Consider the following 15,053-nt stretch of genomic DNA (forward strand, 5'->3'; position numbering starts at 1 on the left):
AATTGGTGCATGAACCGAAGCAATCGGCCGACGTCTAACGGCCACTACTGATCAGGAGTTTTTCGATGAACGTTCGTCTGCTGGGTTTGGCGCTGGGCCTGGGTTTGGCATTGCCGGTGGTTGCGCAGGCGCAGATGCTGCAGCCGGGGCTGTGGGAAATGACATCGAGCAACGTCAAGGTCGATGACCAGCCGATGGATGTGCAATCGATCCTCGGCCAGTTGCAAGGCCAGATGACCCCGCAACAGCGTGCTGCGCTGGAGAAGAACGGGATCAATATCGGCGGCAAAGGCATTCGTGCCTGTCTGACGCCGGAGCAGGTGGCGACCAACGATATTCCATTGGCCGACCCGCAATCGGGCTGCAAACAGCAGATTACCGATCGCACGGGCAACCAGTGGAAATTCCGTTTCAGTTGCCCGAAAGCGCAGGGTACCGGTGTGGCGACGTTCCTCAGTGATCGTGAATTCACCACCGTGGCCAACGGCACGTTCAATGCGATCGGGATCAATCAGAAGGGCAGTCTGGAAACCCGCGCGGTGTGGTTGGGTCAAGACTGCGGCAGCGTTAAACCAAGAGCTTAAAAGCTTCGCGAGCAGGACGATTCGTCCTGCTCGCGAAAGCGTCTTCGTATTCAGCGCATAAACCTCAGCGCCAGCCCCCGACATCCCTCGTTCACCCGACCCTCCCGCCAGGCAATCTGCCCCGACACCATCGTCGCATTCACCCGATGCCGAAAGCTGCGCCCGGCAAACGGCGTCCATCCGCACTGCGACAGAATGGGTTGCCGATTAACCTCCAGGGCTTGCGGCTCAACCAACACCAGATCCGCCCAGTAGCCCTCACGTAGATACCCACGATCGGGAATCGCAAAAAGATCCGCGACTCTGTGGCTGGTCTTCGCCACCAGCGTAGTGATTGGCAGCACATCGTCCGCCACCAACTCCAGCAGTGCCGGTAACGCGTGCTGCACCAATGGCAAACCCGCAGGTGCCTGCGCATAAGGTCGCTGTTTTTCAGCCCAGGTATGCGGTGCATGGTCACTGCCGATCACATCGAGTCGATTGCTGTTCAGTGCCGCGCGTAGTGCATCGCGATCGGATTGGGTCTTGATCGCCGGATTGCATTTGATCAGGTTGCCGAGGTGGGGATAGTCGCGATCATCAAACAGCAAATGGTGCAGGCAAACTTCCGCCGTGATGTGTTTTTGCGCCAGCGGTTTGTCCTCGAACAACGCCAGTTCACGCGCCGTGGTCAGGTGCAAAACATGCAGGCGCGTGCCGTGACGTTTGGCTAACTGGACCGCCAGTGAAGAGGAGCGATAACACGCCTCGGCATTGCGGATGAGCGGGTGAGCAGCGGGCGGGATTCGTTCGCCGAACAGCTCACGCAGATTGGCCGCATTCGCGTCGATACTCGGGGTGTGTTCGCAGTGGGCCAACAGGATCGTTGGCACCTCAGCGAACAGTCGCTCAAGAGTTTGCCGATCATCCACCAGCATGTTGCCGGTCGAGGCGCCCATGAACACTTTCACGCCTGCCACTTCGCAGGGATTGAGTGCTGCCACCGTGTCTAGGTTGTCCTGACTCACGCCAAAGTGAAAGCCGTAATTGGCCACCGAGCTGATCGCTGCCCGGCGCTTTTTATCCGCCAGTGCGTCGAGGGTAAGGGTGGCCGGTTGGGTGTTAGGCATGTCCATGAAACTGGTGATGCCACCGGCGACCGCCGCACGAGATTCGCTATGAATGCTGCCCTTGGTTGGCGCACCGGGCTCACGAAAATGCACTTGGTCATCGATCATCCCCGGCAGCAACCATTGACCATTCGCGTCGATTTCCACCTTGGCGTTTTCGCCTTCGATGCTGCGAGCAATCTTGACGATGCGCCCGTTGCTGACCAACAGATCGCCGTCGAACTCGCGTCCTTCGTTGACCAGCCTTGCGTTGCGAATCAGCACGCTGCTCATGGTTCAGAACTCGTTCTGCAAGGCTTTGTAGCCGCGCACCAGGTCGACGTTGGTGCGCGCCACGTCTTCGGAAAACTCCGAGGCGCTGACGCTCACCGGTGGAAATTGCGAGAGGTCGGTGTTCGGGCCGATGCGAGTCGTCGAGGGCACATAGAAGGCGTCCGGCAAATCCCGACCGTCGACCACCGAGTTGTGCCGCACCACACAACCGTTGCCGACGACGCAGTTGAACAGGACGCTGTTGAAACCGATGAACACTCGATCGCCGACGACGCAGGGGCCGTGCACGATCGAGCGGTGGGCGATGGAACTGTGCTCACCGATGGTCACTGCCGCGCCGGATTTTGAATGGATGACCACGCCGTCCTGGATATTCGAATTGGCGCCGATGGTGATCGGCTCCATCTCGCCTGAGGCGTCCACTTCGTCGGCGCGAATGACTGCGTAGGGGCCGACGAAGACGTTCTCGCCGATCACCACTTTGCCGCAGATGATCGCGGTTTTATCGACGTAGGCCGATTCGGCAATGTGGGGCAAATCACCTGAAGGATTCTTGCGGATCATGGTTGGCTCAGTGCGTCGTAAAGAGTGTTGAGGTTGTATTCGAACAGACCGGTGAAAGTGCTGGCCGGGCCGCTGGCGGCGAGGGCATCGGAGTAGAGCGTACCGCCAATATGCGCGCCGCTTTCGTCAGCGATCTGTTTGAGCAGGCGTGCGTCCTTGATGTTTTCCATGAACACCGCTTTGACGTGGGCCTGACGAATCTGGGTGATCAGCGCAGCGACTTCGGCGGCCGAGGGTTCGCGTTCGGTGGACAGGCCTTGCGGTGCCATGAAGTCGATACCGTAAGCCTGACCGAGATAACCGAAAGCATCATGGCTGGTAACGATCTTGCGGTTGCCCGGTGGCAGCGCACCGAGTTTGGCTTTGGCTTCGGCGAGCAGGGCGTAGATCTGCTTCAGGTAGGTTTTGCTGTTGCGTTCGTAGTCGGCTTTGTTTGCGGGATCCGCAGCGATTAATGCTTTGGTGATATTGGCGACGTACAACTCGGCGTTCGCCAGATTGTGCCAGGCATGCGGGTCGGGAACGGTTTCGCCGTCTTCATCCAGCGAGCGTGGGATCACGCCGTGACTGGCACTGATGACCGTGGCTTTGGTCTCGGTGCTGGTCACGAGGCGATCCAGCCACGGCTCGAAACCAAGACCGTTCTTGATGATCAGTTTGGCGCTGAGCAGCGCTTTCGCATCATCCGGTGTCGGCTCGTAAGTATGCGCATCGGTGTCCGGGCCGACCATATTGGTGATCTGGATATGCTCACCACCGACGTGATGAACCATGTCGGCGAGAATGCTGAAACTAGTGACCACAGGTAGTTTTTCTGCCGCCGACAATGACATCGACAGCATCAGGCTGAACAGCACGAGTAGAGCGCGCATCGGGAAGCACCTCATTGGGATGTGAGCAAAGGCGGGCGGCGCAACAGACCGTGAACCGGCCCGAACACCACGGACAACAGATAGCCAAGGCCAGCGATCAGCACGATGGCCGGGCCGCTCGGCAACGAGTAGTAGAACGACAGCAGCAAGCCGAACCAGACCGAGAGGCAACCGATGACGGCCGCGATGGCAATCAGGGTCGGCAGCCGGCGGCTCCAGAATCGCGAAGCCGCAGCGGGAAGCATCATCAGGCCGACCACCATCAGCGCGCCGATGGCCTGGAAACCGATCACCAGATTGAGTACGACCAGCGTCAGGAACATGCCATGGGCGAGTGGGCCGAGGCGGCTGACGGTTCTCAAGAACAACGGATCGAGGGTGTCGAGCAGCAGCGGTTTGTAGATCAGCGCCATGGCGATCAGGCTGAATCCCGAAACCCACAACATGCCGGTGAGGGTCGGACCATCGACGGCCAGTGCTGAGCCGAACAGCAGGTGCAACAGGTCGAGGCGTTTGCCGGCGATGCCGAGGATGAGTACGCCACTGGCCAGCGAGATCGGATAGATCGCAGCGAGACTGGCGTCTTCGCGCAGGCCCGTGCGACGAGTGATCCAGGCGGCGAGGCCAGCCATGCTCAAACCGGCGCCCAAGCCTCCCAGCGTTAGCGCGGGCAGGCTCAGTCCGGCAAACCAGAAACCCAGTGCCGCGCCGGGAAGAATACCGTGGGCCACGGCATCACCGATCAGGCTCATCCTTCGCAGGATCAAGAACACGCCGAGTGGCGCGGTGCTGCACGCCAATACCAGGCCGCCGAGCAGGGCGCGGCGCATGAACACGAACTCATTAAATGGTTGCCAGAGGTGCGCGATGGTGAGCATCAGGCCACCTGCGTGTGAGGTGTTTGCTGAATGAGTTCTGCGCTCGCACCAAACAGGCAGTCGCGGTTTTTGATCAGCAACGTTTTGGGGATGTGTTGGCGTACGGCAGCGAGGTCGTGACACACCACGACCAGTGTCCGACCTTCGCCGTGCCAGGCGTGGATGTGCTGCCAGAGCAACTGCTGACCGAGTTCATCGAGTGCGGCGTGGGGCTCGTCGAGCAGCAGCACGGGCGCGTCGGTCAGGCTCAGTCGAGCGAGCAGGGCGCGTTGTAGTTCGCCACCGGACAGGGCCATGAGTGGGCGTTGCTCGAGTCCGCTCAGGTGCCAGTTCGCCAGTGCGTCTTTCAGGCGCTGGCTTCGTAGTTGAGTCGATAGCCTGCGTCCCCAGAAACCGGCGGCGACCAGATCTTCAAGGCTAATGGGGAATTGGCGGTCCAGATGCTGTTGCTGGGGCAGAAAGGACAACCCGCTTTGACGTGGGACACTCAGCCCGACATTGCCTGCCAATGGCTTTTGTAGCCCGGCGATCACTTTTAGCAGGCTGCTTTTGCCACAGCCGTTGGCACCGATGATCGCCGTCAGGCTGCCGCTGTCGAGTTCAAGGTCCAGGGGCACGGTCAGTGGTTGGCCGGGCGCACCCCAACTCAGGGATTGGCAGCGGATCATGCTTGCTCACGCTGCCAATGGCTTTCGGCGACGGCGTCGTGAGCGTGCAGACTTTCGGCGTGGATCACTCGCAGTTGAAATGCGCTGATACCGGGAGTACGTCGCAGGGCCAGATTCAGACGGCGTGCTGCGTCTTCGCAGAACATCAGGTTCTGCCCGTTGGCGAGGGCGAAGGCTTGTTCGTCTGCGCGTTTCACGGCGGTTTGTACGGCGGTGCCGAGGGCAGCTTCAGCGTCATTGATGATCACGCTAAGAGGAAACTCATCAATGAAGTCGTCGAGGTGAAGGTGCAATTGTGCTGTGCTGCGTTGGCTGTGAGGCGTGGCAAGGATGCCTTGGGTCGAGCCAAGCCATGCCAGAACGTCGGCGTGTTGTAGAGCTTTGTTGGCGAAGTCGGCGATGAATTTCTGCTGGATCAACTGTCGCGCCAAGGCTGCTGAGCAAGGGCAAGTTGAGGAGTAGGGCACTTCGATTTTGAGTTCCACGTGGAACACTTCATTTATCAGGCTGGCGAAAATGCTCGCGGGATATGACTTCCAGCCGGCCAATGGGCTGATCAGTGCTGACCTCTTTAGCAGCAAATCGGTGTGGATATTCAGGTAGGCGCGGCTGGATAAACCTTCGTGGCTTTGCAGGAAATCCTTGAGCACCTGATGCAGTAGCGCTGGGGACAGGTTCTTCTGTTCGAGTGCTTCCAAGGCCAGATACAGCCGCGACATGTGAATGCCACGCGCCTCGCCATCATCAAGACTGACACCCGCATCAGCCTTGGCGCTCAAGCGCTGACCCTCTAACAAAACAGGTAACGCAATGCCGCGCATGCCCACCCATTCGAGAGGCAAAGCTTGGCGTGCGGCCTGCGCGGCGATATCCGGAAGTGTCATCGAATTCATGTTCGGGACCGTCGTGTTGATTGAATTCGATGTTACATTATAACAATTCAAATCACGACGCCTTTTTCATGAACAGGCTTTCATATGCACAGACGCCACTTGCTCAATCTAATCCTGGCCAGCGCGGCCCTTGCCCTCCCTTTCAGTGTTTCAGCTACGCAAATTCGTAATGCGCGCCTATGGCGCTCGGATGAAAAGCTGCGATTGGTGTTCGATCTAAGCGGCCCGGTGCGCTATAAAACCTTCACGCTAACGGCCCCGGAACGTCTGATAATTGATGTGTCCAGTGCGAGCGTGGGCGCAGATATCCGTCAGCTCGCGCTAAATGGAACGGTGATTCGTTCGATTCGCTTCGGGCCTTTTGGTCACGGTGACACGCGGATTGTTCTGGATCTGAGCAATCCGGTGCTGTTGAACAGCTTCCTTTTGGCGCCGCAGGACGGCCATGGCCACCGCTTGGTTCTGGATCTGGTTAGCGCCAAATCAACGCCAAACACGCCAATGGTTCCACGTGAAACACCTGCGCTGAAAGCGCATCCCAGACGAGACATCATTGTTGTCGTTGACCCTGGGCACGGCGGAAAGGATCCCGGTGCTGTCGGCGCCAAGGGCGAAAGGGAAAAGGATGTGGTGCTTTCCATTGCGCAACTGCTCGCCAAACGCCTGAAAAAAGAGAGGGGCTTCGATGTAAAACTGGTGCGCAATGACGACTTTTTCGTGCCGTTGCGCAAACGCGTGGAGATCGCGCGTCAGCATAAGGCGGACATGTTTATCTCAGTGCATGCCGATGCAGCGCCGCGTCTGACTGCTTCCGGCGCGTCGGTCTATTGCCTGTCTGAGGGCGGTGCGACATCGGCGACGGCGCGCTTCATGGCGCAGCGCGAGAATGGTGCGGATCTGCTCGGCGCCACCAGTCTGCTCAACCTGAAAGACAAGGATCCGATGCTGGCTGGGGTGATTCTCGACATGTCGATGAACGCGACGATCGCGGCCAGTCTGCAGTTGGGCAGCACGGTACTTGGCAGTCTGGCCGGCATCACTACACTGCATCAGAAGCGTGTGGAACAGGCAGGATTCGCGGTCCTGAAATCGCCAGACGTACCTTCAATTCTGGTGGAGACAGGCTTCATTTCCAATGCGCGCGACAGTCAACGGCTGGTTACTGCGCGACATCAGCAGGCCGTGGCCAACGGTTTGTTTGAAGGGTTGCAGCGTTATTTTGCAAAGAATCCGCCCATCGACAGCTACCTTGCCTGGCAGCAGGCGCAGAAAAACACCCGGGTTTAACAGCCGGTAATGCGGCTGCAGGTGAATTTTGCGCTGCTGCCGCCCGAGCTGGAGAAACGATTGATGGTCGTCCAGCCGACACGTCGGGTGTAACCAACCCAGGCTTCGCCATCAGAGGCGATCCCTGTGAAAAACGTCAATTGCCCGAAACGGCTGTTGGTCTGCGCCCAATAACGCCGGCCATTTTTCTCAAACCCACGCAGATAAAGCGTGTTGCCGGCGGTGTTGACGCTATAAGCGTTGCCATCGGCGTCGACACAAGCCAGCAGGTTGGCGCTGCGTGTGCAGCTGGCGAGTGCCGGCAATTGCGCGCAGGCATTGCCGCCCAGCAACAACCCAAGGCTCAACATCGAGCATTTCAGCGCATTTCTCATGGCGATTTCCGGGTGCGGGATTGGCGAAGCTTCCTGTTGTTTGTCGATCAAGGCAAGAGAAGACTGGTTTCTGTTTGTTGTTATACTATAACATTAATCTGAATTAAGCTTGGGCAGCGCGATTTCAAGGCGTTGGTTTTCTACGTAATCCACCCGTGGGAAGCGCAAAAACGCCAGGCGCAAGTAAAAGCGCCAGTTGGCTGCCTTCTGAAGAGGATTATCCAATGTCAGCAGAATTGCCCGTCACCGTACTTTCAGGATTTCTCGGCGCCGGAAAAAGTACACTTTTGAATTACGTACTACGTAATCGAGAGGGTTTGCGCGTGGCTGTTATCGTTAATGATATGAGCGAGATCAACATTGATGGCAGCGAAGTCCAGCGTGATGTCAGCCTGAACCGCGCCGAAGAGAAAATAGTCGAAATGAGTAACGGCTGTATCTGCTGTACGTTACGTGAAGACCTGCTGGAAGAGGTCAGCAAGCTGGCCCGTGAAAATCGCTTCGATTATCTGCTGATCGAGTCCACCGGGATTTCCGAGCCGTTGCCCGTGGCAGAGACGTTTACCTTCCGCGATGAGCACGGCCAGAGTCTCTCCGACATCGCGCGTCTGGACACCATGGTCACTGTAGTCGACGGTGTGAACTTCCTGCCGGACTACCAGGCAGCGGAAAGCCTCGCGTCCCGTGGCGAGATCCTTGGCGAAGAAGACGAACGCTCCATCACCGATCTGTTGATCGAACAGATCGAGTTCGCCGACGTGTTGTTGATCAGCAAGATCGACTTGATCAGCCAGCGCGAGCGTGAGGAGTTGATCGCGATCCTCCAGCGTCTCAACGCCCAAGCGCAAATCATCCCGATGGTGATGGGTGAGGTGCCGTTGGAAAAAATCCTCAACACCGGGCGTTTCGACTTCGAGAGAGCCGCACAGGCACCGGGTTGGCTGCAGGAATTACGCGGCGAACACGTGCCGGAAACCGATGAGTACGGCATCGCCTCCACAGCCTATCGCGCCCGCCGACCCTTTCACCCGCAACGGTTTTTCAGCTTTATCGATCGTCCTTGGCTGAACGGGAAATTGCTGCGCTCCAAAGGCTTCTTCTGGCTCGCGAGCAAACCCACCGACGCCGGCAGCTGGTCGCAAGCCGGTGGTTTGATGCGCCACGGTTTTGCCGGGCGCTGGTGGCGTTTCGTGCCAAAGGAGCAGTGGCCACAAGATCAGGAAAGCACCGCTGCCATCATGGAAAACTGGATGTCGAGCGTAGGAGACTGCCGCCAGGAGCTGGTGTTTATCGGTCAGAACATTGATTTCCAGCAGCTCTCAGCCGAACTGGATGCCTGCCTGCTCACCGATGAAGAAATGGCGCTCGGTGTCGAAGGCTGGCGATTGTTGCCAGACCCGTTCGGCCCTTGGCACGAAGAGGCTGCCTGATGCTCGCGCTAAAGCTGCTGCAGAACCGTACGCGCCATCAGCATCAAGGTCCGACACCGAAGGCGTTGACGCGAATCCTCGAAGACGACACCAACCTCGCCGTCTGGCAACGCCAACTGCCGTTGCACATCAGCGAGTTCGCCCACCTGCTGCTGTCGCTCAATGAACCCTTGGCGGAATCGTTGTGCCTCGAGTTGCCGGATGAGGACGCCGAGCCTGATCTCACCGGTGTGGCATCAGGCTTCCGTGATCTGGAAGGCTACGAGGGCTTTATCGCCGACCTGAAATGGCTGGTCAGCGCATTCGCCTGCTTACTGGGGGCAAAGCGCGTGGGCCTGCGCCTGCGGGTACTGGATAAAGCCATGTGTCCACGCTTCCATGTCGATCACGTGCCGGTGCGACTGATCACGACTTATGCGGGCGTTGGCAGCCAATGGCTCAAGGAAGGTGCGATGGATCGCCGTCAGCTGGGGCAGGCCAACGCCGAGCCCCACGTGCAAATACAGCAACTCAACAGCGGCGACGTGGCGCTGTTGAAAGGCGAGAAATGGCACGGCAATGAAGGCTTTGGCCTGATCCACCGCTCGCCGCACCCGGACTCGGGGCAGCGCCGTCTGATACTCACCCTCGATTGGCTCGGCTGACGCCTCAAGGCTTGAGCCACTTACCCTGGCTCAGGCCTTCGCAGTACGGTTGCAGATACGCCGCATCCGTGGCCACGCCGTAATAGTGGATATCCTGGCGATAGGGCATATTGGCGACTTGTGCGTTGCTGCACACGCCAAATGCACCGCTCGGGCACTGATCGACGTACTGCACTTCGACTTTCTGCCCGGCCAGCGTCGGCTGGCAGAAACCGTCGTTGAACAGTTTCTCCGGGATATTGCGGTTCTGCTGACAGACTTTGACGTCGAGCCGCTCGCCCTGACTGTGCACCACGCAGGCCTGGGCCCATGCTTCACTCGACAGCAGCGCCAACAGCAACGACCATCCCCTCCAACGCATCTTTGAATCTCCCAAGAAAGCTCCCGGCCATGTTGCAGAACATTCCTACCCATGTCATTGCTGGCCCTTTGGGCGCCGGCAAAACCAGCCTGATTCGCCAACTCATGGCCCAGCGTCCAGAAGGCGAACGTTGGGCGGTATTGATCAACGAGTTCGGCCAGATCGGCCTCGACGCCGCCCTGTTGACGAGTGACGTCGAGGGTATCGCACTGGGCGAAGTGGCCGGCGGCTGCCTGTGTTGCGTCAACGGCGCGCCGTTTCAGATTGGCCTGGGGCGGTTGCTGCGCAAGGCGAAGCCAGATCGGTTGTTTATCGAACCGTCCGGGCTGGGGCATCCGGCGCAGCTGATTAGCCAGTTGAATGAGGCGCCGTGGCGAGGTGTGCTGGCGGTGCAGCCGTGTGTGCTGGTGCTGGATGCTCAAGCGCTGCTGGCAGGGAAAGCCTTGCCGGTAGCGCAACAAGAAGCCTTGGAAGCCGCTGGCCTGCTGTTGTTGAACAAGGCTGAAAACCTTGATGACAGGGCCAGAGAAAAAATCGCCAGCCAGTTGCCGGCAGTGCCGTTGGTCTGGACTCAAGAGGCGCAACTAAGCCTGGGCGAACTGCCGGGCCTAGCCGCAAAAGCGGTCAACGGTGTGGATAATTTGGCCGTACCCAAGGGATTAGGACAAATGCCGGCCGTCTGGACTGATCCGACGCTGCCGATTTGCCTGAGTCAGGCGCAGGAGGGGCGCTGGAGTATTGGTTGGCGTTGGCATCCGGGACAGACGTTCGACAAGCGGCACATTGCTGACTGGCTAGCCAGCCTCAATTGGCAGCGGGCGAAACTGGTTATCCACAGCTCGGAGGGTTGGGTGTCGGCTAATGCTCTGAATAATGCCGAACTGATCTGGCAAGCCAGCGAATGGCGAAAAGATTCGCGACTCGAGCTGATCTTCGCTGAGGCACAGGATGTTGAGGTGTTGCAGCGGGAGCTATCGGGGTGTCGGGAGGGTTAGATCAAAAGATCGCAGCCTTCGACAGCTCCTGCATGGGATTTTTGTGCACCTTGTAGAAGCTGCCGAAGGCTGCGATTTTTTACGGTTTCCACTTCGTATGTTCTTGCCGCCACTGGCTCAACTCGATCACTTCCGCCCGCGGCTTGTGCACTTCCACCACCGGCGGCGTGTCGTCGAACGGTGCCGGGTAGGGCGCTAGTTCGATCTGCGCACTGTGCGCGCCAAACTGGGTGATGGTGCCGTTATGCCGGGTTGCGCCGGTCACGGTGAATTCAAAGTTGTACACCCGCGCCAGTCGTCGGCGACCGTTGGCGTCCTTGATGAAACCGATCTTCTTCAGGGCAACGTTGCCGTCGAGCAACTCGACCCGTACGTTCAGGCAATGCTGTTTGACCCGCTCCAGCGCGCGCTCGCGCAAGCCGTGGTTGTGCCATAGCCACGCGCCGGCAGCGGCGAACAGTATCAGCACGAAGATGTTTTCCAGGGTCAGCATCAACATCGAACTCCAAAAGATAGCGTCAGCTTAACTGCGTCGCTGGTCTGTCGTACAGGCTGCGTTTCGTCGCATACTGCGCGGCTTGAATTTCAATCGTTTTACGGAATGACCCGAATGAAACGTACGCCTCATCTGCTCGCCATTCAGTCCCATGTGGTGTTCGGCCACGCCGGCAACAGCGCCGCGGTTTTTCCGATGCAGCGGGTCGGGGTTAATGTCTGGCCGCTCAACACCGTGCAGTTTTCCAACCACACCCAGTACGGTCAGTGGGCCGGCGAAGTGCTGGCGCCGCAACAGATTCCCGAGCTGGTCGAAGGGATTGCTGCGATTGGCGAGCTGGGCAATTGCGATGCGGTGCTGTCCGGTTACCTCGGCAGCGCGGCGCAGGGCCGGGCGATTCTCAGCGGCGTCGAGCGCATCAAATCGGTCAATCCGAAGGCGCTGTATCTGTGCGATCCGGTGATGGGCCATCCGGAGAAGGGCTGCAGCGTGCCGACCGAGGTCAGCGATTTCCTGCTGGAAGAGGCGGCGGCCGTCGCGGACATCATGTGTCCAAACCAGTTGGAGCTGGACAGCTTCTCTGGACGCAAGCCGCAGTCGCTGTTCGATTGCCTGGCAATGGCGCGGGCCTTGCTGGCGCGCGGGCCGAAAGCAGTACTGGTCAAGCATCTGGATTATCCGGGCAAACCGGCCGATGGCTTTGAAATGCTACTGGTGACGGCTGAAGGCAGCTGGCATCTGCGCCGTCCGTTGCTGGCGTTCCCGCGTCAGCCAGTGGGTGTGGGCGATCTGACATCCGGCCTTTTCCTGGCGCGGGTGCTGCTGGGTGACAGTCTGGTGGCGGCGTTCGAATTCACCGCGGCGGCGGTGCATGAGGTGCTGCTGGAAACTCAAGCCTGCGCCAGTTATGAGCTGCAGCTGGTGCGGGCGCAGGATCGCATTGCGCATCCACGGGTGAAGTTCGAGGCTACGGCGATCAGTCTGTAAGACCGCGTTGAATCCAATCGCGAGCAGGCTCACTCCTACAGGGAAACCAATTCCAATGTAGGAGTGAGCCTGCTCGCGATAGCGATTTCCTAACGCTACAAATCTCAGGCGTCGCCCTTGATCTCCTGATAGCGCTTTTCCAGCTCCTGACGAATCTGCCGACGCTGCTGCGCCTGCATATAACGACGCTTGTCTTCACTGTTCTGCGGTTGCAGCGGCGGCACGGCGGCCGGCTTACGCTGGTCATCCACCGCGACCATGGTGAAGAAGCAACTGTTGGTGTGGCGCACCGAGCGTTCGCGGATGTTTTCGGTAACGACTTTGATGCCGACTTCCATCGACGTGTTGCCGGTGTAGTTGACCGACGCGAGGAAGGTCACCAGTTCGCCGACATGGATCGGCTCGCGGAAAATCACCTGATCCACCGACAGCGTCACCACGTAGCGGCCGGCATAACGGCTCGCACAGGCGTAGGCCACTTCGTCGAGGTATTTGAGCAGGGTGCCGCCGTGGACATTGCCAGAGAAGTTGGCCATGTCGGGGGTCATCAGTACCGTCATCGACAGCTGGGCGTTTCCGGGTTCCATAACGTTCTCACGGATCAAGGCTGGTTTCTGGAGGCACCTCTGCGGGTGCCTGGTCGCTTTTCAAAAGCACCGTTATCGGGACGCCGGGCAACTGGCCGCCGTCACGCCGGATTCGATCTGTTTCCATATATTGCACCGCCTTCCAGCCGCAAGTCGCGGTGTTAACCTGCAAAAGCCCCTTACAAAGGCAATTCCCACACGAAAAGCGGATTTTTACTTCGCTCGCCCAGACCTTTCTGACGTCTGCCGGCGAGCCTCGTCATTCAAGGAGCCCACGCCATGCATGCCATCAGCTTTATTCAGGATCTGGCAGTGATCATGTTGGTCGCAGGTGTGGTGACCGTGTTGTTTCATCGCTTCAAACAGCCGGTGGTGCTCGGCTACATCGTCGCCGGCTTCATCATCGGCCCGCACACACCGCCGTTCGGCCTGATCCACGACGAAGACACCATCAAGACCCTCGCCGAGCTGGGGGTGATTTTCCTGATGTTCTGCCTCGGCCTGGAGTTCAGCCTGCGCAAGCTGTTCAAGGTCGGCGCCACGGCGTTTATTGCGGCGTTCCTCGAGATCGTCCTGATGATCTGGATCGGCTATGAAATCGGCCGCTGGTTCGACTGGAACACCATGGACTCGCTGTTCCTCGGCGCGATTCTGGCGATCTCCTCGACCACCATCATCGTCAAGGCCCTCAATGATCTGAAGATGAAAAACGAGCGCTTTGCGCAGTTGATCTTCGGCGTGCTCATCGTCGAAGACATCCTCGGCATCGGCATCATCGCACTGCTTTCAAGCATCGCCGTCAGCGGCACGGTCAGTTCCGGAGAGGTGTTTTCCACGGTTGGCAAACTGTCGCTGTTCATGATCGTCGCGCTGGTCATCGGCATTCTGCTGGTGCCGCGACTGCTGGCCTATGTGGCCAAATTCGAAAGCAACGAGATGCTGCTGATCACCGTGCTCGGCCTGTGTTTCGGCTTCTGTCTGCTGGTAGTCAAACTCGAATACAGCATGGTGCTCGGTGCGTTCCTGATCGGCGCGATCATGGCCGAGTCGCGACAACTGCTAAAAATCGAGCGTCTGATCGAGCCGGTTCGCGACCTGTTCAGCGCGATCTTCTTTGTCGCTATCGGGCTGATGCTCGATCCGATGATTCTGCTCGAATACGCGTGGCCGATTGCGGTGATCACCGTAGCCGTTGTACTCGGCAAGATGTTGTCCTGCGGTCTCGGAGCGTTTATCGCCGGCAATGACGGACGTACCTCACTGCGCGTGGGGATGGGGCTGTCACAGATTGGCGAATTTTCCTTCATCATCGCCGCTCTCGGGATGACGTTGCAGGTGACCAGTAACTTCCTCTACCCGGTCGCCGTGGCGGTGTCGGTGATTACCACATTGCTGACGCCGTATCTGATCCGCGCGGCTGATCCGCTGTCGATCAAGTTGTCCGCGGCTGTGCCCAAGCCTCTCGGCCGCGTGCTGGGCATGTATGGCGAATGGCTGCGCAGCATTCAGCCGCAAGGCGAGGGTGCGATGCTGGCGTCAATCATTCGCAAGATCTTGCTGCAAGTCGGCGTCAACCTGGCGCTGGTGATTGCGATCTTCTTCGCCGGCGCGTATTTCGCTGAACGCATCTCGCTGTGGCTGCAAGACTGGATCAGCGATCCGAGCTGGCAGAAGGCGTTGATCTGGGGCGGGGCATTGTTGGTGTCGTTGCCGTTCCTGATCGCCGCTTATCGCAAGCTTAAGGCGTTGTCGATGCTGCTGGCGGAGATGGGTGTGAAGCCCGAGATGGCCGGGCGTCACACACAGCGAGTGCGCCGGGTGATCTCCGAAGTGATCCCGATTCTCTCGCTGCTGGTGATTTTCCTGCTGCTGGCAGCCTTGTCGGCCAGTATCTTGCCGACCAACAAGTTGCTGGTACTGATCGCCGTGGTGGCTGCGGCCGTGGCGGCGCTGCTCTGGCGCTGGTTCATCCGCGTGCACACGCGGATGCAGGTGGCGCTGCTGGAAACCCTCGACAACCATAAGGAGTCGTCGGGGCATTGACCATACGG

17 protein-coding genes are annotated in these 15,053 nt (G+C 58.9%); 7 read left to right on the forward strand and 10 right to left on the reverse strand.

Going from position 1 to position 15,053, the window contains the following annotated elements; translation table 11 throughout:
- The first annotated feature begins 65 nt into the window (after positions 1 to 65).
- On the forward strand, positions 66 to 584 hold the full coding sequence (locus H8F23_RS21640) for a DUF3617 domain-containing protein (protein WP_129386824.1): 519 nt from the start codon (positions 66 to 68) through the stop codon (positions 582 to 584).
- Between the two features lie 50 nt (positions 585 to 634).
- Here the strand turns inward: H8F23_RS21640 and H8F23_RS21645 are convergent, their stop codons facing one another.
- The 6 genes from H8F23_RS21645 to folE2 are packed head-to-tail and all read right to left on the reverse strand — an operon-like array spanning position 635 to position 5,841.
- Positions 635 to 1,966: a dihydroorotase gene (locus tag H8F23_RS21645; RefSeq protein WP_194935721.1), complete on the reverse strand. Its 1,332-nt coding sequence runs from the start codon at positions 1,964 to 1,966 to the stop codon at positions 635 to 637.
- Positions 1,967 to 1,969: 3 nt separating this feature from the next.
- Positions 1,970 to 2,530: a gamma carbonic anhydrase family protein gene (locus H8F23_RS21650; protein WP_194935722.1), complete on the reverse strand. Its 561-nt coding sequence runs from the start codon at positions 2,528 to 2,530 to the stop codon at positions 1,970 to 1,972.
- Positions 2,527 to 3,402, reverse strand: coding sequence for a metal ABC transporter substrate-binding protein (locus H8F23_RS21655; protein WP_194935723.1), 876 nt, complete (start codon positions 3,400 to 3,402; stop codon positions 2,527 to 2,529). The genes H8F23_RS21650 and H8F23_RS21655 overlap by 4 nt, the downstream gene beginning before the upstream one ends.
- An 11-nt stretch (positions 3,403 to 3,413) precedes the next feature.
- Positions 3,414 to 4,280 (reverse strand): metal ABC transporter permease, encoded by an 867-nt coding sequence (locus H8F23_RS21660; RefSeq protein WP_194935724.1) that lies wholly within the window; start codon positions 4,278 to 4,280, stop codon positions 3,414 to 3,416.
- The gene (locus H8F23_RS21665) at positions 4,280 to 4,948 is read right to left on the reverse strand and encodes a metal ABC transporter ATP-binding protein (protein WP_194935725.1); all 669 of its coding nucleotides are present in this window, start codon (positions 4,946 to 4,948) and stop codon (positions 4,280 to 4,282) included. The genes H8F23_RS21660 and H8F23_RS21665 overlap by 1 nt, the downstream gene beginning before the upstream one ends.
- Positions 4,945 to 5,841, reverse strand: a complete 897-nt coding sequence (gene folE2 / locus H8F23_RS21670) for a GTP cyclohydrolase FolE2 (protein WP_194935726.1) — start codon at positions 5,839 to 5,841, stop codon at positions 4,945 to 4,947. The genes H8F23_RS21665 and folE2 overlap by 4 nt, the downstream gene beginning before the upstream one ends.
- Before the next feature lie 84 nt (positions 5,842 to 5,925).
- On the opposite strand from folE2, the gene H8F23_RS21675 reads away from it, so the two are divergent.
- On the forward strand, positions 5,926 to 7,128 hold the full coding sequence (locus H8F23_RS21675; protein ID WP_194935727.1) for an N-acetylmuramoyl-L-alanine amidase: 1,203 nt from the start codon (positions 5,926 to 5,928) through the stop codon (positions 7,126 to 7,128).
- Here the strand turns inward: H8F23_RS21675 and H8F23_RS21680 are convergent.
- Positions 7,125 to 7,502, reverse strand: a complete 378-nt coding sequence (locus H8F23_RS21680) for a glutamine synthetase (protein ID WP_194935728.1) — start codon at positions 7,500 to 7,502, stop codon at positions 7,125 to 7,127. The genes H8F23_RS21675 and H8F23_RS21680 overlap by 4 nt on opposite strands.
- 224 nt (positions 7,503 to 7,726) lie before the next feature.
- Between H8F23_RS21680 and zigA the strand changes: the two genes are divergently transcribed.
- Both zigA and H8F23_RS21690 read left to right on the forward strand, forming a co-directional pair.
- A complete protein-coding gene (gene zigA / locus H8F23_RS21685; protein ID WP_194935729.1) occupies positions 7,727 to 8,932 on the forward strand; it encodes a zinc metallochaperone GTPase ZigA in 1,206 nt (401 codons plus the stop codon).
- The gene (locus H8F23_RS21690; protein ID WP_194935730.1) at positions 8,932 to 9,576 is read left to right on the forward strand and encodes a DUF1826 domain-containing protein; all 645 of its coding nucleotides are present in this window, start codon (positions 8,932 to 8,934) and stop codon (positions 9,574 to 9,576) included. Before zigA ends, H8F23_RS21690 begins: the two co-directional genes overlap by 1 nt.
- Positions 9,577 to 9,580: 4 nt before the next feature.
- Here the strand turns inward: H8F23_RS21690 and H8F23_RS21695 are convergent, their stop codons facing one another.
- Positions 9,581 to 9,937: an NADH:ubiquinone oxidoreductase gene (locus H8F23_RS21695; protein ID WP_099757562.1), complete on the reverse strand. Its 357-nt coding sequence runs from the start codon at positions 9,935 to 9,937 to the stop codon at positions 9,581 to 9,583.
- A 29-nt stretch (positions 9,938 to 9,966) separates the two neighbouring features.
- On the opposite strand from H8F23_RS21695, the gene H8F23_RS21700 reads away from it, so the two are divergent.
- Positions 9,967 to 10,932, forward strand: a complete 966-nt coding sequence (locus H8F23_RS21700) for a CobW family GTP-binding protein (protein WP_194935731.1) — start codon at positions 9,967 to 9,969, stop codon at positions 10,930 to 10,932.
- 79 nt (positions 10,933 to 11,011) lie between these two features.
- Here the strand turns inward: H8F23_RS21700 and H8F23_RS21705 are convergent, their stop codons facing one another.
- Positions 11,012 to 11,425, reverse strand: a complete 414-nt coding sequence (locus H8F23_RS21705) for a DUF3301 domain-containing protein (RefSeq protein WP_194935794.1) — start codon at positions 11,423 to 11,425, stop codon at positions 11,012 to 11,014.
- 117 nt (positions 11,426 to 11,542) lie between these two features.
- On the opposite strand from H8F23_RS21705, the gene pdxY reads away from it, so the two are divergent.
- Positions 11,543 to 12,415 (forward strand): pyridoxal kinase PdxY, encoded by an 873-nt coding sequence (gene pdxY, locus H8F23_RS21710; protein WP_007912061.1) that lies wholly within the window; start codon positions 11,543 to 11,545, stop codon positions 12,413 to 12,415.
- 104 nt (positions 12,416 to 12,519) lie between these two features.
- Here pdxY and H8F23_RS21715 read toward each other — a convergent pair whose 3' ends face one another.
- Positions 12,520 to 13,002: an acyl-CoA thioesterase gene (locus H8F23_RS21715; protein WP_003229693.1), complete on the reverse strand. Its 483-nt coding sequence runs from the start codon at positions 13,000 to 13,002 to the stop codon at positions 12,520 to 12,522.
- A gap of 279 nt (positions 13,003 to 13,281) precedes the next feature.
- Between H8F23_RS21715 and H8F23_RS21720 the strand changes: the two genes are divergently transcribed.
- Positions 13,282 to 15,045, forward strand: a complete 1,764-nt coding sequence (locus tag H8F23_RS21720; RefSeq protein ID WP_093429598.1) for a cation:proton antiporter — start codon at positions 13,282 to 13,284, stop codon at positions 15,043 to 15,045.
- The last annotated feature ends 8 nt before the right edge of the window (positions 15,046 to 15,053 follow it).

The sequence above is a fragment of the Pseudomonas neuropathica genome (assembly GCF_015461835.1).
In the GTDB taxonomy this organism is placed as follows: Bacteria; Pseudomonadota; Gammaproteobacteria; order Pseudomonadales; family Pseudomonadaceae; genus Aquipseudomonas; species Aquipseudomonas neuropathica.